A 14,825-nucleotide genomic window follows, 5' to 3' on the forward strand; every position below is an offset into this window, starting at 1 on the left:
ACGGGGTCAGTGGGACGGCAGGGCCAGGGACGGGGCGAGCAGCACCCCCCGCGCGGGCGGGTCCTCCCCGGCCAGTCGCGGGACGAGCAGGTCGAGGCACGCGTGGGCGGCCTCGCGGATCGGCTGGGCGACGCTCGGCAGGCCGAGCGCGCGGGCGACGGGGGTGGCGTCGAAGCCGATCACGAGCGGGGGGTCGCCGGCAGCCGGCGACGTGGCGGCGGCGCGGTGCGCGCCGAAGGCGAGGGTGTCGCTGACGCAGACGATCGCGTCGGGTCGCTCGCCGGCCGGGAGGTCGAGCAGCCGCCGGGCGGCGGCCTCGGCGCCCTCGGCGAAGTTGACCGCTGCGTCCTCGCGCCGCGGCCCGGGCACGCCGGCCGCGTCGAGGGCCTCCGCCCAGCCGCGCCGGCGGTCGGCGCCGGTCGCGCCGTCGTCGGGCCAGCCCAGGAAGGCGATCCGGCGGCAGCCGCGCTCCAGCGCGTGGTTCACGGCGAGCGTCGTCCCGGCGGCGCCGTCGACGTCGACCCAGTCGTGCGGCGCGTCCGCGTGCCCCCACGGGCGCCCGAAGGCGCAGAAGGTCTGACCGGTGGCGGCGAGGTACGTCGGACGCTCGTCGGTCGCGCTGGTCGCGGTGAGCACCACCGCGTCGGCGGCCCGGCTGTGCAGCAGGTCGTCGACGAGCGCGACCTCCTCCTCCTGCGTCGCCTGGGCGGGGTAGAGCACGACGCGCAGGCCGTTGTCGTGACCGGCCTCGGCCAGCCCGTGGAAGAACGTGTCGAGCACCAGGCCGGAGATGCCGTCCTGCTGCGGGTCGGCGCGGACCGCGATGGCGTGCGCGCGGCGGGTGGCGAGCTGGCGGGCCGGCAGCGACGGGCGGTAGCCGGAGCGGCGCACCGCGTCGAGCACGCGGTCCCGGGTCGCCGCCTTGAGCCGGTCGGGGTGGTGCAGCGCGTTGGACACGGTCTGCCGCGACACCCCGGCGAGCGCGGCGACGGTGTCGAGCGTGGCCGACGTGGCCGCCATGGGTGCCTCCTCCCGGGGTCCCGAGGACCGGTTGTCGGGTGCCGCTCGCGACCACTAGGGTTTTGAGCGCTCAAATTCGAGCGCTCAAAATGTAGCGTCCGTCACTCGATCTTGGGAAGAGTGGGTTCCATGACGTCCGAGCCGGATCCCGGGCAGCAGCCCTGGCTGCACGACCTCACCCTCGTCCTGGCCGCGCCGACGCAGGTCTGGTCCGGCGCGGACGGGCAGGTCCGGCCCGGTGGCGCGCAGGGCGTGCTGCACGGCGACCGGCGGCTGCTCGACCGGCTCGAGCTCACCGTCGACGGTGAGGAGCCGAGCCCGGTCGCGGCGCACCCCGGCGGCGCGGGCGGTGCGGGCGGTCACGTGTTCGTCGCCGTGCCCCGCCGCCTCGGCGACGCCGGCCCCGACCCGACCGTGCGGGTCACCCGCACCCGTGCGGTGCGCCCGGGCGAGCTGCGCGAGTCGGTCGCGCTGACCTCGACCGCCGGGACGCCGACCGCCTGCACCGTGCAGATGCGGCTGGCCGCCGACCTGGCCTCGATGGACGAGATCAAGGCCGGTGGCCGGCCCGCCCCGGTGGGGCCGACCCGGCTCGACGCCGACGGCGCCACCTGGGAGGCGGACGGGTTCCGCGGCGAGGTCCGCGCACCGGGCGCGACGCTGGAGCGAGACGACGAGGCGCTCGTGGTCACCTGGACGCTCGACGTGCCCCCGGGCGGCCGGGTCGACCGCGAGCTCGTCGTGACGCTCACCGACGCCGACGCGGTCGTCACCGCCCCGGCGGGGCCGGCGGACTGGGCCGCGCCGACCGTGGTCAGCGCCGACCGCCGGCTCGGCCCGGCGCTCGACCAGGCGCTGGCCGACCTGCGGCTGCTCCGGCTGGCGACGACGGATGCGCCGGGCGAGGAGTTCGTCGGTGCGGGGGCGCCGTGGTTCCTCACCCTGTTCGGCCGCGACAGCCTCTGGGCGGCGCGGATGCTGCTGCCCGTGTCCACGGGCCTCGCCGGCTCGACGCTGCGGGTGCTGGCCGCACGGCAGGGCACCACGCGCGACGCGGCCACCGCCGAGCAGCCCGGGAAGATCCTGCACGAGGTGCGGGCCACGGCGATCGACGTCCGCGACGAGAGCCGCACCTTCACGCTGCCGCCGGTCTACTACGGCACCATCGACGCCACCCCGCTGTGGGCCGTGACCCTGCACGACGCCTGGCGCTGGGGGCTGCCCGCCGACGAGGTCGAGCCGCTGCTCCCCGCGCTCGAGCGGGCGCTGGCCTGGCAGGTCGAGGAGGGCGACCCCGACGGCGACTTCTTCCTGGAGTACGTCGACGAGACCGGCACCGGCCTGGCCAACCAGGGCTGGAAGGACTCCGGCGACTCGATCCGGCGGGCCGACGGCTCGCTGGCCGGCGCGCCGGTGGCGCTGTGCGAGGTGCAGGCCTACGCGTACGCCGCCGCGACCCGGGGAGCCGACCTGCTGGAGGCGTTCGGCCGCTCTGGCACCGACCGGTGGCGGGCCTGGGCCGAGGAGCTGCGCACCCGGTTCCGCCGGCAGTTCTGGGTCGAGGACGCCCGCGGCGCCTTCCCGGCGATCGCGCTCGACGGTGCCAAGCAGCCGGTCGCGTCGGTGACCAGCAACATCGGGCACCTGCTCGGCACCGGGCTGCTCGACACCGACGAGGTCGACCTCGTCGCGCGCCGGCTGGTCGGCGAGGACATGCTGTCCGGGTTCGGCATCCGCACGCTGTCGAGCGACGCGCGGGGGTATTCCCCGACCGGCTACCACGTCGGCTCGGTCTGGCCGCACGACACCGCGATCTGCCTGGCCGGGCTCGCCGCCGAGGGCCGCCCCGAGGTCGCCCCGGTGGCCGAGGCGCTGCTCGCCGCGATGGACGCGTTCGACGGCCGGCCGCCCGAGCTGTTCGCCGGGGACGCCCGGGCCGCGCACCCGGTCCCGCTGCCCTACCCGGCCGCCTGCCGGCCGCAGGCCTGGTCGGCCGCCGGCACCGTCTCGCTCACCGCGTCGCTGCTCGGCCTGGCGGCCGACGTACCCGCCGGCGCCGTGACCGCCTCGCCCGCCGCTCCCTGGCCGCTCGGCGTGACCACGGTCAGCGGGCTGCGGGCCGGCGACCGCGCGCTCGCGGTCGCCGTCGACGAGAGCGGGGCGGCGACCGTCAGCTGGTGAGCAGCGCCCGGTCCTCGTCGTCGAGCTCGACGTGGACCGCCGCGGCGGAGTCGGCGACCGACTCGGGCCGGCTCGCGCCCGGGATCGGGATCATCGCCTCCGACAGGGAGAGCTCCCAGGCCAGGCACGCCTGCTGCGGGCTGATCCCGTGCTTGGTCGCGACCTTGCCGAACGCCTCCCACTCGCTGCCGAGGTCACCCGCCCGGCTCATCCCGCCGAGCGGGCTCCAGGCCAGGAACGCGAGGCCGAGCTCGGCACAGAGGTCGATCTCGTCGCGCGACGAGAGGAACGCCGGGCTGAACTGGTTCTGCACCGCGACCAGCCCGTCGCCGAGCTCGCGGTGCGCGAGCCGGATCTGCTCCGGGTTGGCGTTGGACAGCCCGGCGGCGGCGATCAGACCCTCGTCGAGCAGCGCCTTCAGCCCGCCGACCGTCTCGGCGTAGTCGACCTGCGGGTCGGGCCGGTGGTGCTGGTACAGCGCGATCTGCTCCACGCCGAGCCGCTGCATGGAGGCGAGGCAGGCCCGGCGCAGGTACGCCGGCGTCCCGTCGAGCTCCCAGTCGGTGCCGCGCCGGGTGTGGCCGCCCTTGGTCGCGACGAGCACGTCGTCCGGGCCGGCGCCGTACTCCTCGAGCGCCTTGGCGACGAGCACCTCGTTGTGGCCGAACGTCGCCTCGTCGGGCGAGTAGGCGTCGGCGGTGTCGATGAGGGTCACGCCCTCGTCGAGCGCCCGCTTGATGGTGCGGAGCCCGCGCTCCTCGTCGTTGTGCTCCCGGACCGACATCGGCATGGCGCCGAGGCCGATCGCGCTGACCGTGCGCGTCCCGATCCGTCGCTGCTTCATGCCGGCCAGCCTAGGCAGGGCGGTTCGTGTGCGCCTCCAGCCGGTCCAGCACCAGCCGCAACGGCGGCCACGACGCCCGCCCCCGCCGGGTGACCGTGTAGGACCGGAGCAGCACCTCGGGGTCCCGCAGCCGGACGATCGCCACGCCGCCGCGCGCCCCCATGGCCTCGGGCAGCAGGGCCACGCCCAGCCCGGCGGCGACCAGCTCCTGGACCAGGTCGAGGCTGTCGACCTGGTGCACCACCCGCGGCTCGAAGCCTGCCATCGAGGCCACCATGCGGACGACGTCCTCGTCGGCGGTGTTGCGCGAGTTGACGATCCAGTCGTGCCCGGCGAACCGCCGGAACACCTCCGTCGCCCGCCCGCGCAGGGTGGCCTCCGCCGCCGGCACGCCCAGGTGCCAGGGCGCCTGCCAGAGCGGCCGGGCCTCGAACAACGGGTCGAACCGCGCCGGCGCGAGGTCGTAGTCGTAGGCCAGCGCCAGGTCGATGTCGTCGCGCCGGAGGAGGTCGTAGGCCTCGTAGGGCTCGTGCTCCCGGATCTGCAGCCGTACGGCGGGATGGGTGCCGGCGAGGGCGTGCAGCACCGGCATCAGCGACCGCCGGATCGCCGTCCCGAACCCCGCGACGCGCACCGTCCCGACCGGGTCGGCGCGCGGGTCGAGGTCGAGCCGCGCGGCGTCGACCGCGGCCAGGATCGTCACCGCGTGGTCGGCCAGTCGCTGCCCCGCCGGGGTGAGCCGGACCCGGCGGCCGTCGGGCTCCACCAAAGGCGTGCCGACCTCGCGGGCCAGGGTCGCGATCTGCTGGCTCACCGTGGAGGTGGTGGTGTGCAGCTCCTCGGCGACCTCGCGCATGGAGCCGCGCCGGGACAGCTCGAGCAGCATCTCCAGGCGGCGCAGGTCCACCCGACGATTGTCCATGATCATCGAACGAACCGTCCATCGTTCACACGTGGACGCGAACGGTGCCGGTGTGGCGTCATGGAGTCATGACCACGACCGCACCCGTCACGACGCCGACCGGGGGACGTTCCCCGGCGACGGTCGGCACCTCCTTCGCGGTCGCGTCGATGCTGACGGTGCAGGTCGGCGTCGCGGTCGCCGTCGGGCTGTTCGACGACATCGGACCGGCGGGCGCCGCCTTCCTGCGCCTGGCCTGGGCCGGTCTGATCCTGCTGGCGCTGGTGCGGCCGCGGCGGGAGCAGTTCACCCGCTCGTCGTTCCTCGCCTGCGTCGCGCTCGGCACGGTGACCGCCGGGGTCACGATGCTCTTCATGGGCGCGGTCGCGCGGCTGCCGATGGGCACGGCGAGCGCCCTGGAGTTCCTCGGCCCGCTCGCCGTCGCGGTGGTCCGCAGCCACGGCCGCGGACGGGCGTACGCGCTGCTCGCCGCCGTCGGCGTGCTGCTGCTGACCGAGCCGTGGCACGGCGGCACCGACCTCGTCGGCGTCGCGTTCGCGCTCGGTGCCGCGCTGTGCTGGGCGTCGTACATCCTGCTGACGCAGAAGGTCGGCGACCAGGTCACCGGCATCACCGGGCTGGCCGTGTCGATGCCGGTCGCCGGCCTCGTGGCCACCGTGGTCGCCGGCCCGTCGACCTTCGGTGACCTGACCTGGCAGATCCTGCTCTACGGGCTCGGCCTGGCGATCCTGCTGCCTGTCATCCCGTTCACGCTCGAGCTGCTGGCGCTGCGGCGGCTGACCACCGGCGCCTTCGGCACGCTGATGGCGCTGGAGCCCGCGTTCGCGCTGCTCGTCGGCCTGGTCCTGCTGCACCAGGTGCCGGGCGTCCTGCCGGTCGTCGGGATCGGGTGCGTCATCGCGGCCGGCATCGGCGCGCAGCGCACCGGCGCCAGGGTTACACCACCGGAGACCGGGGCACCGTCGGTGGCATGACGTCGGCGCAGCTGGTCCTCCCGCACCAGCTGTTCGTCGAGCACCTCGACGCCGACCAGGACACGCTGATGGTGCTGGTCGAACCCGACCTCTTCTTCCGCCAGTTCCCCTTCCACCTGCACAAGCTCGTGCTGCACCGGGCCTCGATGACCTCGTTCGAGGACCGGCTCCGCGAGGCCGGGTTCGCCACCGTGTACGTCGCGACCAGCGCCGGCACCAGCAGCAACGACGCGCTCGCCGACGTGCTGCGCGCCAACCGGGTCACCGAGGTCACGGTCTACGACGTCGTCGACGACTGGCTCGACCGCGACCTGCGCCGGGTCTGCCGGTCGGTCGGCGCCGTCCTCACCGAGGCGGTGACGCCGAACTTCCTCACCACACCGGAGCAGATCGAGGCGACGTTCGCGGCACCGACAGCCGCGCATGCAGCACTTCTACGAGGCGCAGCGCCGCCGGCTCGACCTGCTGATGGAGGGGGGCAAGCCGGTCGGCGGGCGGTGGAGCTACGACACCGACAACCGCGAGCGGTTGCCGAAGGACGTGGCGCTCCCGGACCCGCCGCGCGCGACCCGCACCGACCACGTGCGCGACGCGCTCGCCTGGGTGGCCGAGGAGTTCCCCGACAACCCCGGTGACGCGTCGACCTTCCACTGGCCGACGACGCACCGGCAGGCGGAGAACTGGCTGCAGCGCTTCCTCGACGAGCGCTTCCACGACTTCGGTCCCTACGAGGACGCGATCGCCGCCGACCAGCCGTGGCTGTTCCACTCGGTGATCTCGCCCGCGCTCAACATCGGCCTGCTCGACCCCGAGCACGTGGTCCGGGCAGCCGTCGAGCACGCCACCGCGCACGACGTACCGCTGCCGAGCCTGGAGGGATTCGTCCGTCAGGTCATCGGCTGGCGGGAGTACATGCGGGCGACGTACGTCGTCCACGGCCCCCGGCTGCGCACCCGCAACCTGCTGCGGCTGGCCCGCAACCTCGGGCCGGGCTGGTGGGACGGCAGCACCGGGCTCGACCCCGTGGACGTCGTCGTACGGCGGGTCCTGCGGCACGGCTACGCGCACCACATCGAGCGGCTCATGGTGCTCGGCAACGCCATGCTGCTGCTGCGCACCGACCCCGACGAGGTCTACGCGTGGTTCATGAGCCTGTTCGTCGACGCCTACGACTGGGTGATGGTGCCGAACGTCTACGCGATGAGCCAGTTCAGCGGCGGCGAGCTGGTCACCACGAAGCCGTACGTGTCGGGCAGCAACTACCTGCGCACGATGGGCGACTTCGCCACCGGCGACTGGACGACCGCGTGGGACGCGCTCTACTGGCAGTTCGTCGACGACCACCGTGACGGCTTCGCCGCCAACCCGCGCGCGTCGATGGCGGTGCGCACTCTCGACAGGATGAAGCCGGAGCGGCGTCGTGAGCTCGCGGCCGTCGCCGCCGACTGGCTGGGCTGACGGTTCGGCGCAGTCAGCGCAGGCCCGCGCCCGAGCCGTACTTCTGCCGGGCGAAGTCGAGCATCGTGTCCAGGGTCGGCCCGCCCTGCTGCGGGGAGATCCGGAAGTACTCCGGCGGCCCGCCGTCCGCGTACCGCCGGGCCAGCACGTAGTAGCGCTGCCCGTCCACGCGGAGCGCCGCGGCGACCGAGGCGTCGGTACCGTCGACGAAGCCCGGGATGTCGGGGCGCTGGAACGCCTCGACCACGGTGACGCCGCCGCGCACGGCAGCGAGCTGTCCGTTGGGGAGGAGCTCGACCCAGTCGCGGACGTCGGCCGGGTCGGCGGCCTGGGTCGGGTCGTCGTCGACGCCGAGCTGGAAACCGATCCACTCCCCCAGGTTGCGCGCGCCGTAGGTGCCGTAGGGCTGCCACACGGCGGACGAGCCGCCGTTCCTCGCGAGAGTGAGGAGGTACCAGCGCCGCTCGCCGTCGAGGGTGAGGTCGAAGCCGACGGAGTCGACCGTGCGTCCCTCGGTCGCCGGGTCCTCGTACCGCTCGACGATCCGGGTGTCCGCCCGCAGCAGGACCTCGCCCTGGCTGTCGTAGCCCGCCCACTCGTCGCCCGGGAGCCGTTCGGGTGACGGCGTCGGCTCGGCCGTCGGGGTCTCGTCGGCGGGTTGGACGGTGCGGGGCTCGCCGCCTCCGCCCGTCATCGCCGCGGCCACGCCGACGACGGCCACCGCGACGAGGGTGGTGGCGGCCGAGGTGATGATCCGCTGCCGGCGCAGCGCGCGGTGACCCGCGGTGAGCCGGTCGCCGGCCGGCGGCAGCGGCGGCCCGTCGGACCAGGCGGTGCCGAGCCGCTCCTCGAGCTGAGTGGTGTCGCTCATGTCAGTCCTCCTGGCGGCGGTTCTGCGCGGGGGTGGCGAGCAGCTCCTGCAGCCGGGCCAGGCCGCGGGAGGTGTGGCTCTTGACGGTGCCGACCGAGATGCCGAGCTCGTGGGCGACCTGCTCGACGCTCAGGTCGGCGACGTGCCGGAGCACGACGGTCCGGCGTTGCATGGGCGGCAGCTGCTGCAGCGCCTGCACCAGCTCGTCGCGCACCTCGACGCCCGGTCCCGGGGGGGCGGCCGGGTCCCGGTCGGGCAGGCCGGGCAGCTCGCGCGACGAGGGCCGGCGCCGCTCGTCGAGCAGCGCGTTGAGGATGATCCGGCGGACGTAGGCGTCCTCGACCCCGGCGCGCGACAGCCGCGGCCACGCGACGTACAGCTTGGTGAAGGCGGTCTGCAGCAGGTCCTCGGCCTGGTGCCAGCTCCCGCACATCGCGTAGGCGACCCGGCGCAGCCGCTCCTGTCGCGACGCGACGTACTCGCTGAACGCGGCGTCCCGCTCCGCCTGGCGCATCCGTCCCCCGGTTGGTCGATCGTGGTCGGTCCTCACCCTGGTAACGCACGAAGCCGCGGCGAGGTTGTCACGCGTGGTCGAATGGCGTCATGGACCAGCCCGATCCTGCCGCCCTGGCTGACCTCGCGGCCTCGTTGCCCGACGGCGTCGTGGTCACGGACCCCGACCTCACGCAGAAGTACCGTCTCGACCGCTCCCAGGACGACGCCGCCGGCACGCCCGCGGTGGTGGTACGGGCCGAGGACGCCGCGCAGGTGCAGGCGGCCGTGCGCTGGGCGGCACGGCACGCGGTCCCGGTCGTCCCGCGCGGCGCCGGCAGCGGGCTCAGTGGCGGGTCCTCCGCGGTCGACGGCGGACTGGTGCTGTCGCTGGAACGGATGCGGGCGATCGAGATCGACACCGAGTCGCAGGTCGCGGTCGTCGAGGCGGGCGCGTTCAACGCCGAGGTCAAGCAGGCGGCCGCCGAGCACGGGCTCTGGTACCCGCCGGACCCGTCGTCCTACGAGATCTGCTCGATCGGCGGCAACATCGCGACCAACGCCGGCGGGCTGTGCTGCGTGAAGTACGGCGTCACCACCGACTACGTGCTCGGCCTCGACGTCGTGCTCGCCGACGGCACGCTCGTCACGCTCGGCGGGAAGCGGATCAAGGACGTCGCCGGGCTGCCGCTGCTCAAGCTCTTCGTCGGCAGCGAGGGCACGCTCGGGATCGTCACCCGGGCGGTCCTGCGGCTCGTGCCCGCCCAGGCCCCGCGCGCGACGATGGTCGCGACCTTCCCGAACGTCGACGCCGCCGCGCGAGCCGTCGTGGCCGTCCGCCGTACCCTCCGGCCGTCGATGCTGGAGCTGATGGACCGGGCGTCGATCAACGCCGTCGAGGACTACCGTCCGATGGGCCTCGACCGGACGGCCGGCGCGCTGCTGCTCGCCCAGTCGGACGCGCCCGGCGTCTCGTGCGGCGCCGAGGTCGAGCTCATGCGCGCCGCCTGCGAGGCCGCCGGCGCGACCGAGCTGTTCGTGACCGACGACCCCGACGAGGGCGAGATGTTCGTCGAGGCGCGGCGGATCGCGATCCCGGCGATCGAGACCACCGGTGCGCTGATGCTCGAGGACGTCGGCGCCCCGGTCCCGCTGCTGCCCGACCTGCTCGCCGCGATCGAGGAGGTCGCGGCGGCGTACGACGTCCGGATCCCCGTCATCGCGCACGCGGGCGACGGCAACACCCACCCGATCGTCGTGTACGACGCGGGCGACGCCGACTCCGAGAAGCGCGCCCGCGAGGCGTTCCGCGAGGTCATGCAGCGGGCCATCGACCTCGGTGGGACCATCACCGGCGAGCACGGCGTCGGTCGCACCAAGAAGGAGCTGCTGCCGACCCAGCTCGGCCCCGACGTGATGGCGCTGAGCCGGCGGGTCAAGGACGCCCTGGACCCCCAGGGCATCCTGAACCCGGGGGCGGTGCTGTAGGGGGCGTCGGAGTCCCTGGTGCACCAGGGACCCCTGCACTTCCAGGCCGACACAACACCCGGGAAGTGCAGGACTCGGCCTGGAAGCTCCTCAGTCGCGGTCCAGGAAGTCGACCGCGCTCGCGGCGAACAGCGGCGACAGGAACACGTCGTAGTGCGTCGCGCCGGGGATGACCGCCAGCGCGTGCCCGCCCTTCGGCCGGCCCTCGCCCGTCCAGCCGCCGTCGCGCAGGCCGCCGTCGAGCAGCCCGAACACCTCGACGTAGTGGCTCGGCGGGGCCATGTCGGCGTCGCCGCACATGACGAGGGTCGGGACCTGGAGGCCGCGGACCTCGTCGGTGAGGTCGAACGGCACCGCCATCAGCGCGCCGATCTTGTCGAGCAGGCGCGGGAAGTCCTCGGGACGCGGGGCGACGCGCTGGTACAGCTCGTACATCGGGGTGCCCTTCATCATCTCCGCCGCGGCCCCGGTGACCTGGCCCTGCTGCGCGCGCATCTCGGCGTAGATGGCGTCGGTGCGGACGTGGGCCGAGCAGGTGACGAGGCGGCGCACCTTGTCGGGGTGCCGGAGGGCGAGGTGGAAGGCCACCCCGCCGCCGAGGGAGTAGCCGACGACGTCGGCCTCGTCGTGGCCGAGGTGCGTGATCAGCGCGGCGATGTCGTCGGCCATCGCCTCGAGGGTGAGCGGACGGTCGACGTCGGCGGTGCGGCCGTGCGCCTGGAGGTCGGGGAGGATCACCTGGTGGCCGGCCGCGAAGACCGGGAGGACCGGGCCGAACATCTCGCCGGAGCCGAGCCCGCCGTGCAGCAGCACGAGCGGGCGGCCCTCGCCGTGCAGCTCGTAGTAGAGGCGGACGCCGTTGACGTCGGCGTACTCCCCGTTGCCGCTGGTGCTGCTGCTCCAGTCGCTGCCCTGCTCGCTCCGCTGCTCGCTCATCGCCCTGCTCCTCGCTCCGGTACGTCGGTGGCTTCACCCACTTCGACCGGGGGCGGCGCGAGAACTCATCGCGCCGCCGGGATCAGCCGAGGCCGAGCGTGGCGCGGACCATGTTGTGGTCGGAGGGGATGGTGCCGTTGACCTGCCACGTGCTGGGGTCCCACTGGGTGACGACCTTGTACTCGCGCACCGGCAGCCGGTTGTCCGCCCAGATCCAGTCGATGTTGTTGCCGACGCGGAACTGCTCGTTCCAGTAGCCGAACGAGCGCACGTCACGCTGGAACTTGTTGGCGGTGTTCATCCAGGCGTTCACGGTGGTCGCGGCGCGGGGGTGGGCGATCCTGGTGACGCGGTACTGCTGGTTGAGCACGTCGCCGTAGCCGGCCTGCTTCATCCGCGGCAGGAAGCGCTTCGCCATCGGCGAGAACTTGTGGGTGTTGAAATCACCGGTGGCGACGACCGGCCGGCCCTTCTTCAGGTCGTTGATCTTCCTGATCATCTCGCGCCACTGCTTGGAGCGGACCTTGCCGTGCTTGGGGTCGAGGTGCGTGGTGGTGAAGAGGAACTCGGCGCCGTTGACGTTGGACCGCAGCACCGCCCAGGCCATGTGGGCGGGGCTGTCCTTGCCCACCTGCGCGGCGTACTTCAGCTTTCCCTGCTTGACGAGCGTGATCGTCTGCGTGTTGTAGAGGATCCGGTCGCTCTGCGAGGCGCCCCGGTTCTTCTTCTTGCAGTGGTGCTGCGTGCTCGGCCTCTTGCAGTTGAACGCGTAGCGGTTGGTCAGCGCGAACGTCCCGCCCGCCTTGTTCAGGCCGTTGCGCAGGTCGAGGAACTGGTTGCGCCCGTCGACCAGGCGCGAGGCGAACGCCTTGCTCGGGTTGACCTCCTGGACGCCGATGACGTCGACGCTCTCGCTGAGGATGTTCGCGATCACCATCCCCCGTCGCTCGCGCCAGGGGCGGATCTCACCGGCGGTCTGGTCCAGGCTGACGCTGCGGACGTTGTACGACGCCACCCGGAGGTCGACGGAGGCCTGACGAGCCTCGGCGGCGGCCGGCTCCCCCGCGGCCGGCGACGCCAGCAGGGCGGTGGGGACGAGAAGGGACAGAGCGGTCAAGGACGTGACGATCAACCCGACGGTGCGCATCGTGGCTCTTTCAGGACTAGAGGGCAATAGCGGGTAGTACCCGCCTTTTTACGTTATGAACCACTCCATCCCGCGCAAACACGCGCGTCCCGCCCACCGGGAAATCGGTGGACGGGACGCATGAGGTGGGTGCGTGGGCCGCTCGGCGGCGGCCGGCGCAGGCTCAGGGGAGCGTGAGCGTGGCGCGGACCATGTTGTGGTTGGAGGGGATGACGCCCGTGAGCTTCCAGGAGCTCGGGTCGTAGTTGACGACCGTCTTGTACTCCACGACCGGCAGCTCGTTGCTGGCGAAGATCCAGTCGATGCTGTTGCCGGCCCGGAACTGCTCGTTCCAGTAGCTGAAGTCGCGGACGTCGCGCTGCAGCTTGTTCACCGAGCTGATCCAGCCGTTGACCACGTTCCGCGCCCGCGGCTGGTCGATCTTGGTGACGTAGGGCTGCTGGTTGAGCACGTCTCCGTACCCGTTGGCCTTCATCGCGGGGATGAACCGGGCGCCCAGCGACGACATCTTGTGGGTGTTGAAGTCACCGGTGACGACCACGGGCAGCGTGCCCCTCAGGCTGTTCACCTTGGCGATCAGCTCGTCCCACTGCGCCGCCCGGACGCTCTCGTCCTTGGGCTCGAGGTGGGTGGTCACGAAGAGGAACTGGCTGCCGGTGGCGAGGCTGCTCAGCACCGCCCAGCCGAGGTGGGCGGGGCTGGTGCCGGACCGCTGCGCGCGGTACTGGTAGGCGCCCTGCGACACCATCGAGAGGGTGCGCTTGTTGTAGTAGATCCGGTCGCTGTGCGAGGAGCCGCGGTCCACCTTCACGCACTTGTACTGGGTGCGCGCCTTCTTGCAGTTGTAGGACTTGCTGTTGGTGAGGGCGTACCAGCCACCGTGGCTGTTGAGGCCCTTGAGCAGGTCCTGGAACTGCGTCTTGCCGGCCACCAGGCGCGACTTGTAGACCCGGCTCGGGTTGAGCTCCTGCACGCCGACCACGTCGACGCCCTCGCCGAGGATGTTCGCGACGACGGCGTCGCGCCGCTCCCGCCACGGCCGGAACTCGCCCTGGGCCTTGTCCAGGCTCACGTTGGTGACGTTGTACGACGCCACCCGGACGTCGACCGGCATCTTGGCCGCGGCGGCGGCCCGGTCGGCCGGCCCGACGGTCACGGTGAGCCCGGCGGCCACGGCGAGTGCCGCGACGGCGGCGACCCCGCGGGCAAGACGGTTCGTTCGACCCTTGAGCATGCGTGCGTCCTCCCAGACGTTCGTCCGGGGCGTGCTTACGGCACAGCCCCGGCATTCCTCCCAAAAGGAGTTATCGGCAGGAAGCACGCAGAACTAAACGTGACGTTCGGCTCAAACGAGGCGTTCGGCTAGCGTCGGAGCCATGCCTGCGATCCTCGAGCGCCACCTGTTCGGGCCCGGCCCGTCGAATCCCTATCCCGAGGCCACCTCGGCCCTCGCTCTGCCGCTGCTCGGCCACCTCGACCCGGAGTTCCTCCGGGTGATGGACGAGACCTGCGACCGGCTCCGCACGGTCTGGGGGACGGCGAACGCGCGCACGCTGCCGCTCAGCGCCACCGGCTCCGCCGGCATGGAGGCGGCCTTCGTCAACACCGTGACCGAGGGCGACGTCGTCGTGGTCGCGGTCAACGGGCTGTTCGGCCAGCGGATGTGCGACGTGGCGGGCCGCTGCGGCGCCGAGGTGATCGCCGTCGAGCACACCTGGGGCCAGCCCGTCGACGTCGACCGCGTGCTGTCCGCGCACTCCTCGCCCAAGGTGATCGCCGCCGTCCACGCCGAGACCTCCACCGGCGCCCGGTCCGACATCGCCGCGCTGGGGGCGGGGAAGGGCGACGCCCTCCTGCTGACCGACGCGGTCACCTCGATCGGCGGCATCGAGCTCCGCGCGGACGACTGGGGCGTCGACGTCGGCTACGCCGGGACGCAGAAGTGCCTGGGCGTCGCCCCCGGCCTGGCGCCGTTCACGATCAACGACCGCGCCTTCGAGCGCCGGGTCGTCAAGCCGCGGTCCTGGTACCTCGACCTCGGCCTGCTCGGCGGGTACGTCGGGGAGGCGAGCGGCTCGGGCGGCCGCACCTACCACCACACCGCGCCGACCGCGATGGTCGCGAGCCTGCACGCCGGGCTGGGCCGGATCCTCGACGAGGGGCTGGAGAACGTCTGGGCCCGCCACGAGGAGGCCGGCCGGCTGCTCCAGGACGGGCTCGTGGAGCGCGGACTCGAGCTGTTCGCCGCCGAGGGCGCGCGGCTGCCCGAGCTCACCACGGTGAAGGTGCCCGAGGGTGTCGACTCCGCCGAGGTGCGCAAGATCCTGCTGGAGCGGCACGGCGTCGAGATCGGCGCCGGCGCCGGGTCCTACGCCGCGACGGTCTGGCGGATCGGGCTCATGGGCCACAACGCCCGCCCGGACGCGGTGCTGCTGGTGCTGGCGGCTCTCGACGACGCGCTGGCCACGGTCGGCTGGAAGGCCTGACGCCGG

13 protein-coding genes and 1 pseudogene are annotated in these 14,825 nt (G+C 73.2%); 6 read left to right on the plus strand and 8 right to left on the minus strand.

Annotated features, from left to right (window positions below; all coding sequences use genetic code 11):
* Positions 1-6: 6 nt before the first annotated feature.
* Positions 7-1,020 carry a LacI family DNA-binding transcriptional regulator gene (locus tag ETU37_RS18165; RefSeq protein WP_129988740.1) on the minus strand — a complete coding sequence of 338 codons (1,014 nt, stop codon included), beginning with the start codon at positions 1,018-1,020 and terminating at the stop codon, positions 7-9.
* A 129-nt stretch (positions 1,021-1,149) separates the two neighbouring features.
* Between ETU37_RS18165 and ETU37_RS18170 the strand changes: the two genes are divergently transcribed.
* Positions 1,150-3,201, plus strand: coding sequence for an amylo-alpha-1,6-glucosidase (locus tag ETU37_RS18170; RefSeq protein ID WP_129988741.1), 2,052 nt, complete (start codon positions 1,150-1,152; stop codon positions 3,199-3,201).
* On the opposite strand, the gene ETU37_RS18175 is transcribed toward ETU37_RS18170, so the two are convergent.
* Both ETU37_RS18175 and ETU37_RS18180 read right to left on the minus strand, forming a co-directional pair.
* A complete protein-coding gene (locus tag ETU37_RS18175) occupies positions 3,191-4,045 on the minus strand; it encodes an aldo/keto reductase (protein ID WP_129988742.1) in 855 nt (284 codons plus the stop codon). The genes ETU37_RS18170 and ETU37_RS18175 overlap by 11 nt on opposite strands.
* 10 nt (positions 4,046-4,055) lie before the next feature.
* The gene (locus tag ETU37_RS18180) at positions 4,056-4,952 is read right to left on the minus strand and encodes a LysR family transcriptional regulator (protein ID WP_129988743.1); all 897 of its coding nucleotides are present in this window, start codon (positions 4,950-4,952) and stop codon (positions 4,056-4,058) included.
* An 83-nt stretch (positions 4,953-5,035) separates the two neighbouring features.
* Between ETU37_RS18180 and ETU37_RS18185 the strand changes: the two genes are divergently transcribed.
* From ETU37_RS18185 to ETU37_RS23730, 3 genes and pseudogenes are all read left to right on the plus strand, one after another.
* Entirely contained in the window at positions 5,036-5,941 is a 906-nt protein-coding gene (locus ETU37_RS18185; RefSeq protein WP_206054019.1) for an EamA family transporter, read from the plus strand.
* A 68-nt stretch (positions 5,942-6,009) separates the two neighbouring features.
* Positions 6,010-6,535, plus strand: a pseudogene (locus ETU37_RS23725) (cryptochrome/photolyase family protein); the annotation flags it as partial.
* A 222-nt stretch (positions 6,536-6,757) separates the two neighbouring features.
* Positions 6,758-7,399: an FAD-binding domain-containing protein gene (locus ETU37_RS23730; RefSeq protein ID WP_276319696.1), complete on the plus strand. Its 642-nt coding sequence runs from the start codon at positions 6,758-6,760 to the stop codon at positions 7,397-7,399.
* Positions 7,400-7,412: 13 nt separating this feature from the next.
* Here the strand turns inward: ETU37_RS23730 and ETU37_RS18195 are convergent, their stop codons facing one another.
* The gene (locus ETU37_RS18195; protein WP_129988744.1) at positions 7,413-8,270 is read right to left on the minus strand and encodes a hypothetical protein; all 858 of its coding nucleotides are present in this window, start codon (positions 8,268-8,270) and stop codon (positions 7,413-7,415) included.
* Between the two features lies 1 nt (position 8,271).
* Positions 8,272-8,784: a SigE family RNA polymerase sigma factor gene (locus ETU37_RS18200; RefSeq protein ID WP_129988745.1), complete on the minus strand. Its 513-nt coding sequence runs from the start codon at positions 8,782-8,784 to the stop codon at positions 8,272-8,274.
* Between the two features lie 89 nt (positions 8,785-8,873).
* On the opposite strand from ETU37_RS18200, the gene ETU37_RS18205 reads away from it, so the two are divergent.
* Positions 8,874-10,250 carry an FAD-binding oxidoreductase gene (locus tag ETU37_RS18205; protein ID WP_129988746.1) on the plus strand — a complete coding sequence of 459 codons (1,377 nt, stop codon included), beginning with the start codon at positions 8,874-8,876 and terminating at the stop codon, positions 10,248-10,250.
* 90 nt (positions 10,251-10,340) lie between these two features.
* Here ETU37_RS18205 and ETU37_RS18210 read toward each other — a convergent pair whose 3' ends face one another.
* The 3 genes from ETU37_RS18210 to ETU37_RS18220 form a co-directional block, all read right to left on the minus strand.
* Positions 10,341-11,186 (minus strand): alpha/beta fold hydrolase, encoded by an 846-nt coding sequence (locus ETU37_RS18210; RefSeq protein ID WP_129988747.1) that lies wholly within the window; start codon positions 11,184-11,186, stop codon positions 10,341-10,343.
* An 82-nt stretch (positions 11,187-11,268) separates the two neighbouring features.
* Positions 11,269-12,303, minus strand: coding sequence for an endonuclease/exonuclease/phosphatase family protein (locus ETU37_RS18215; RefSeq protein WP_165372592.1), 1,035 nt, complete (start codon positions 12,301-12,303; stop codon positions 11,269-11,271).
* Between the two features lie 193 nt (positions 12,304-12,496).
* The gene (locus ETU37_RS18220; protein WP_129988749.1) at positions 12,497-13,567 is read right to left on the minus strand and encodes an endonuclease/exonuclease/phosphatase family protein; all 1,071 of its coding nucleotides are present in this window, start codon (positions 13,565-13,567) and stop codon (positions 12,497-12,499) included.
* Positions 13,568-13,709: 142 nt separating this feature from the next.
* Between ETU37_RS18220 and ETU37_RS18225 the strand changes: the two genes are divergently transcribed.
* Positions 13,710-14,819, plus strand: a complete 1,110-nt coding sequence (locus ETU37_RS18225) for a pyridoxal-phosphate-dependent aminotransferase family protein (RefSeq protein ID WP_129988750.1) — start codon at positions 13,710-13,712, stop codon at positions 14,817-14,819.
* Positions 14,820-14,825 lie beyond the last annotated feature (6 nt).

Source organism: Nocardioides iriomotensis, from assembly GCF_004168035.1.
GTDB classification, from domain to species: domain Bacteria; phylum Actinomycetota; class Actinomycetes; order Propionibacteriales; family Nocardioidaceae; genus Nocardioides_B; species Nocardioides_B iriomotensis.

Excerpts from the sequence above, each read along its gene's own strand:
- ETU37_RS18225 (WP_129988750.1), top strand. The coding sequence starts at position 13,710 with ATGCCTGCGATCCTCGAGCGCCACCTGTTCGGGCCCGGCCCGTCGAAT.
- ETU37_RS18205 (WP_129988746.1), top strand. The coding sequence starts at position 8,874 with ATGGACCAGCCCGATCCTGCCGCCCTGGCTGACCTCGCGGCCTCGTTG.
- ETU37_RS18170 (WP_129988741.1), top strand. The coding sequence starts at position 1,150 with ATGACGTCCGAGCCGGATCCCGGGCAGCAGCCCTGGCTGCACGACCTC.
- ETU37_RS18195 (WP_129988744.1), bottom strand. The coding sequence starts at position 8,270 with ATGAGCGACACCACTCAGCTCGAGGAGCGGCTCGGCACCGCCTGGTCC.
- ETU37_RS18165 (WP_129988740.1), bottom strand. The coding sequence starts at position 1,020 with ATGGCGGCCACGTCGGCCACGCTCGACACCGTCGCCGCGCTCGCCGGG.
- ETU37_RS18220 (WP_129988749.1), bottom strand. The coding sequence starts at position 13,567 with ATGCTCAAGGGTCGAACGAACCGTCTTGCCCGCGGGGTCGCCGCCGTC.
- ETU37_RS18175 (WP_129988742.1), bottom strand. The coding sequence starts at position 4,045 with ATGAAGCAGCGACGGATCGGGACGCGCACGGTCAGCGCGATCGGCCTC.
- ETU37_RS18210 (WP_129988747.1), bottom strand. The coding sequence starts at position 11,186 with ATGAGCGAGCAGCGGAGCGAGCAGGGCAGCGACTGGAGCAGCAGCACC.
- ETU37_RS18200 (WP_129988745.1), bottom strand. The coding sequence starts at position 8,784 with ATGCGCCAGGCGGAGCGGGACGCCGCGTTCAGCGAGTACGTCGCGTCG.
- ETU37_RS18185 (WP_206054019.1), top strand. The coding sequence starts at position 5,036 with ATGACCACGACCGCACCCGTCACGACGCCGACCGGGGGACGTTCCCCG.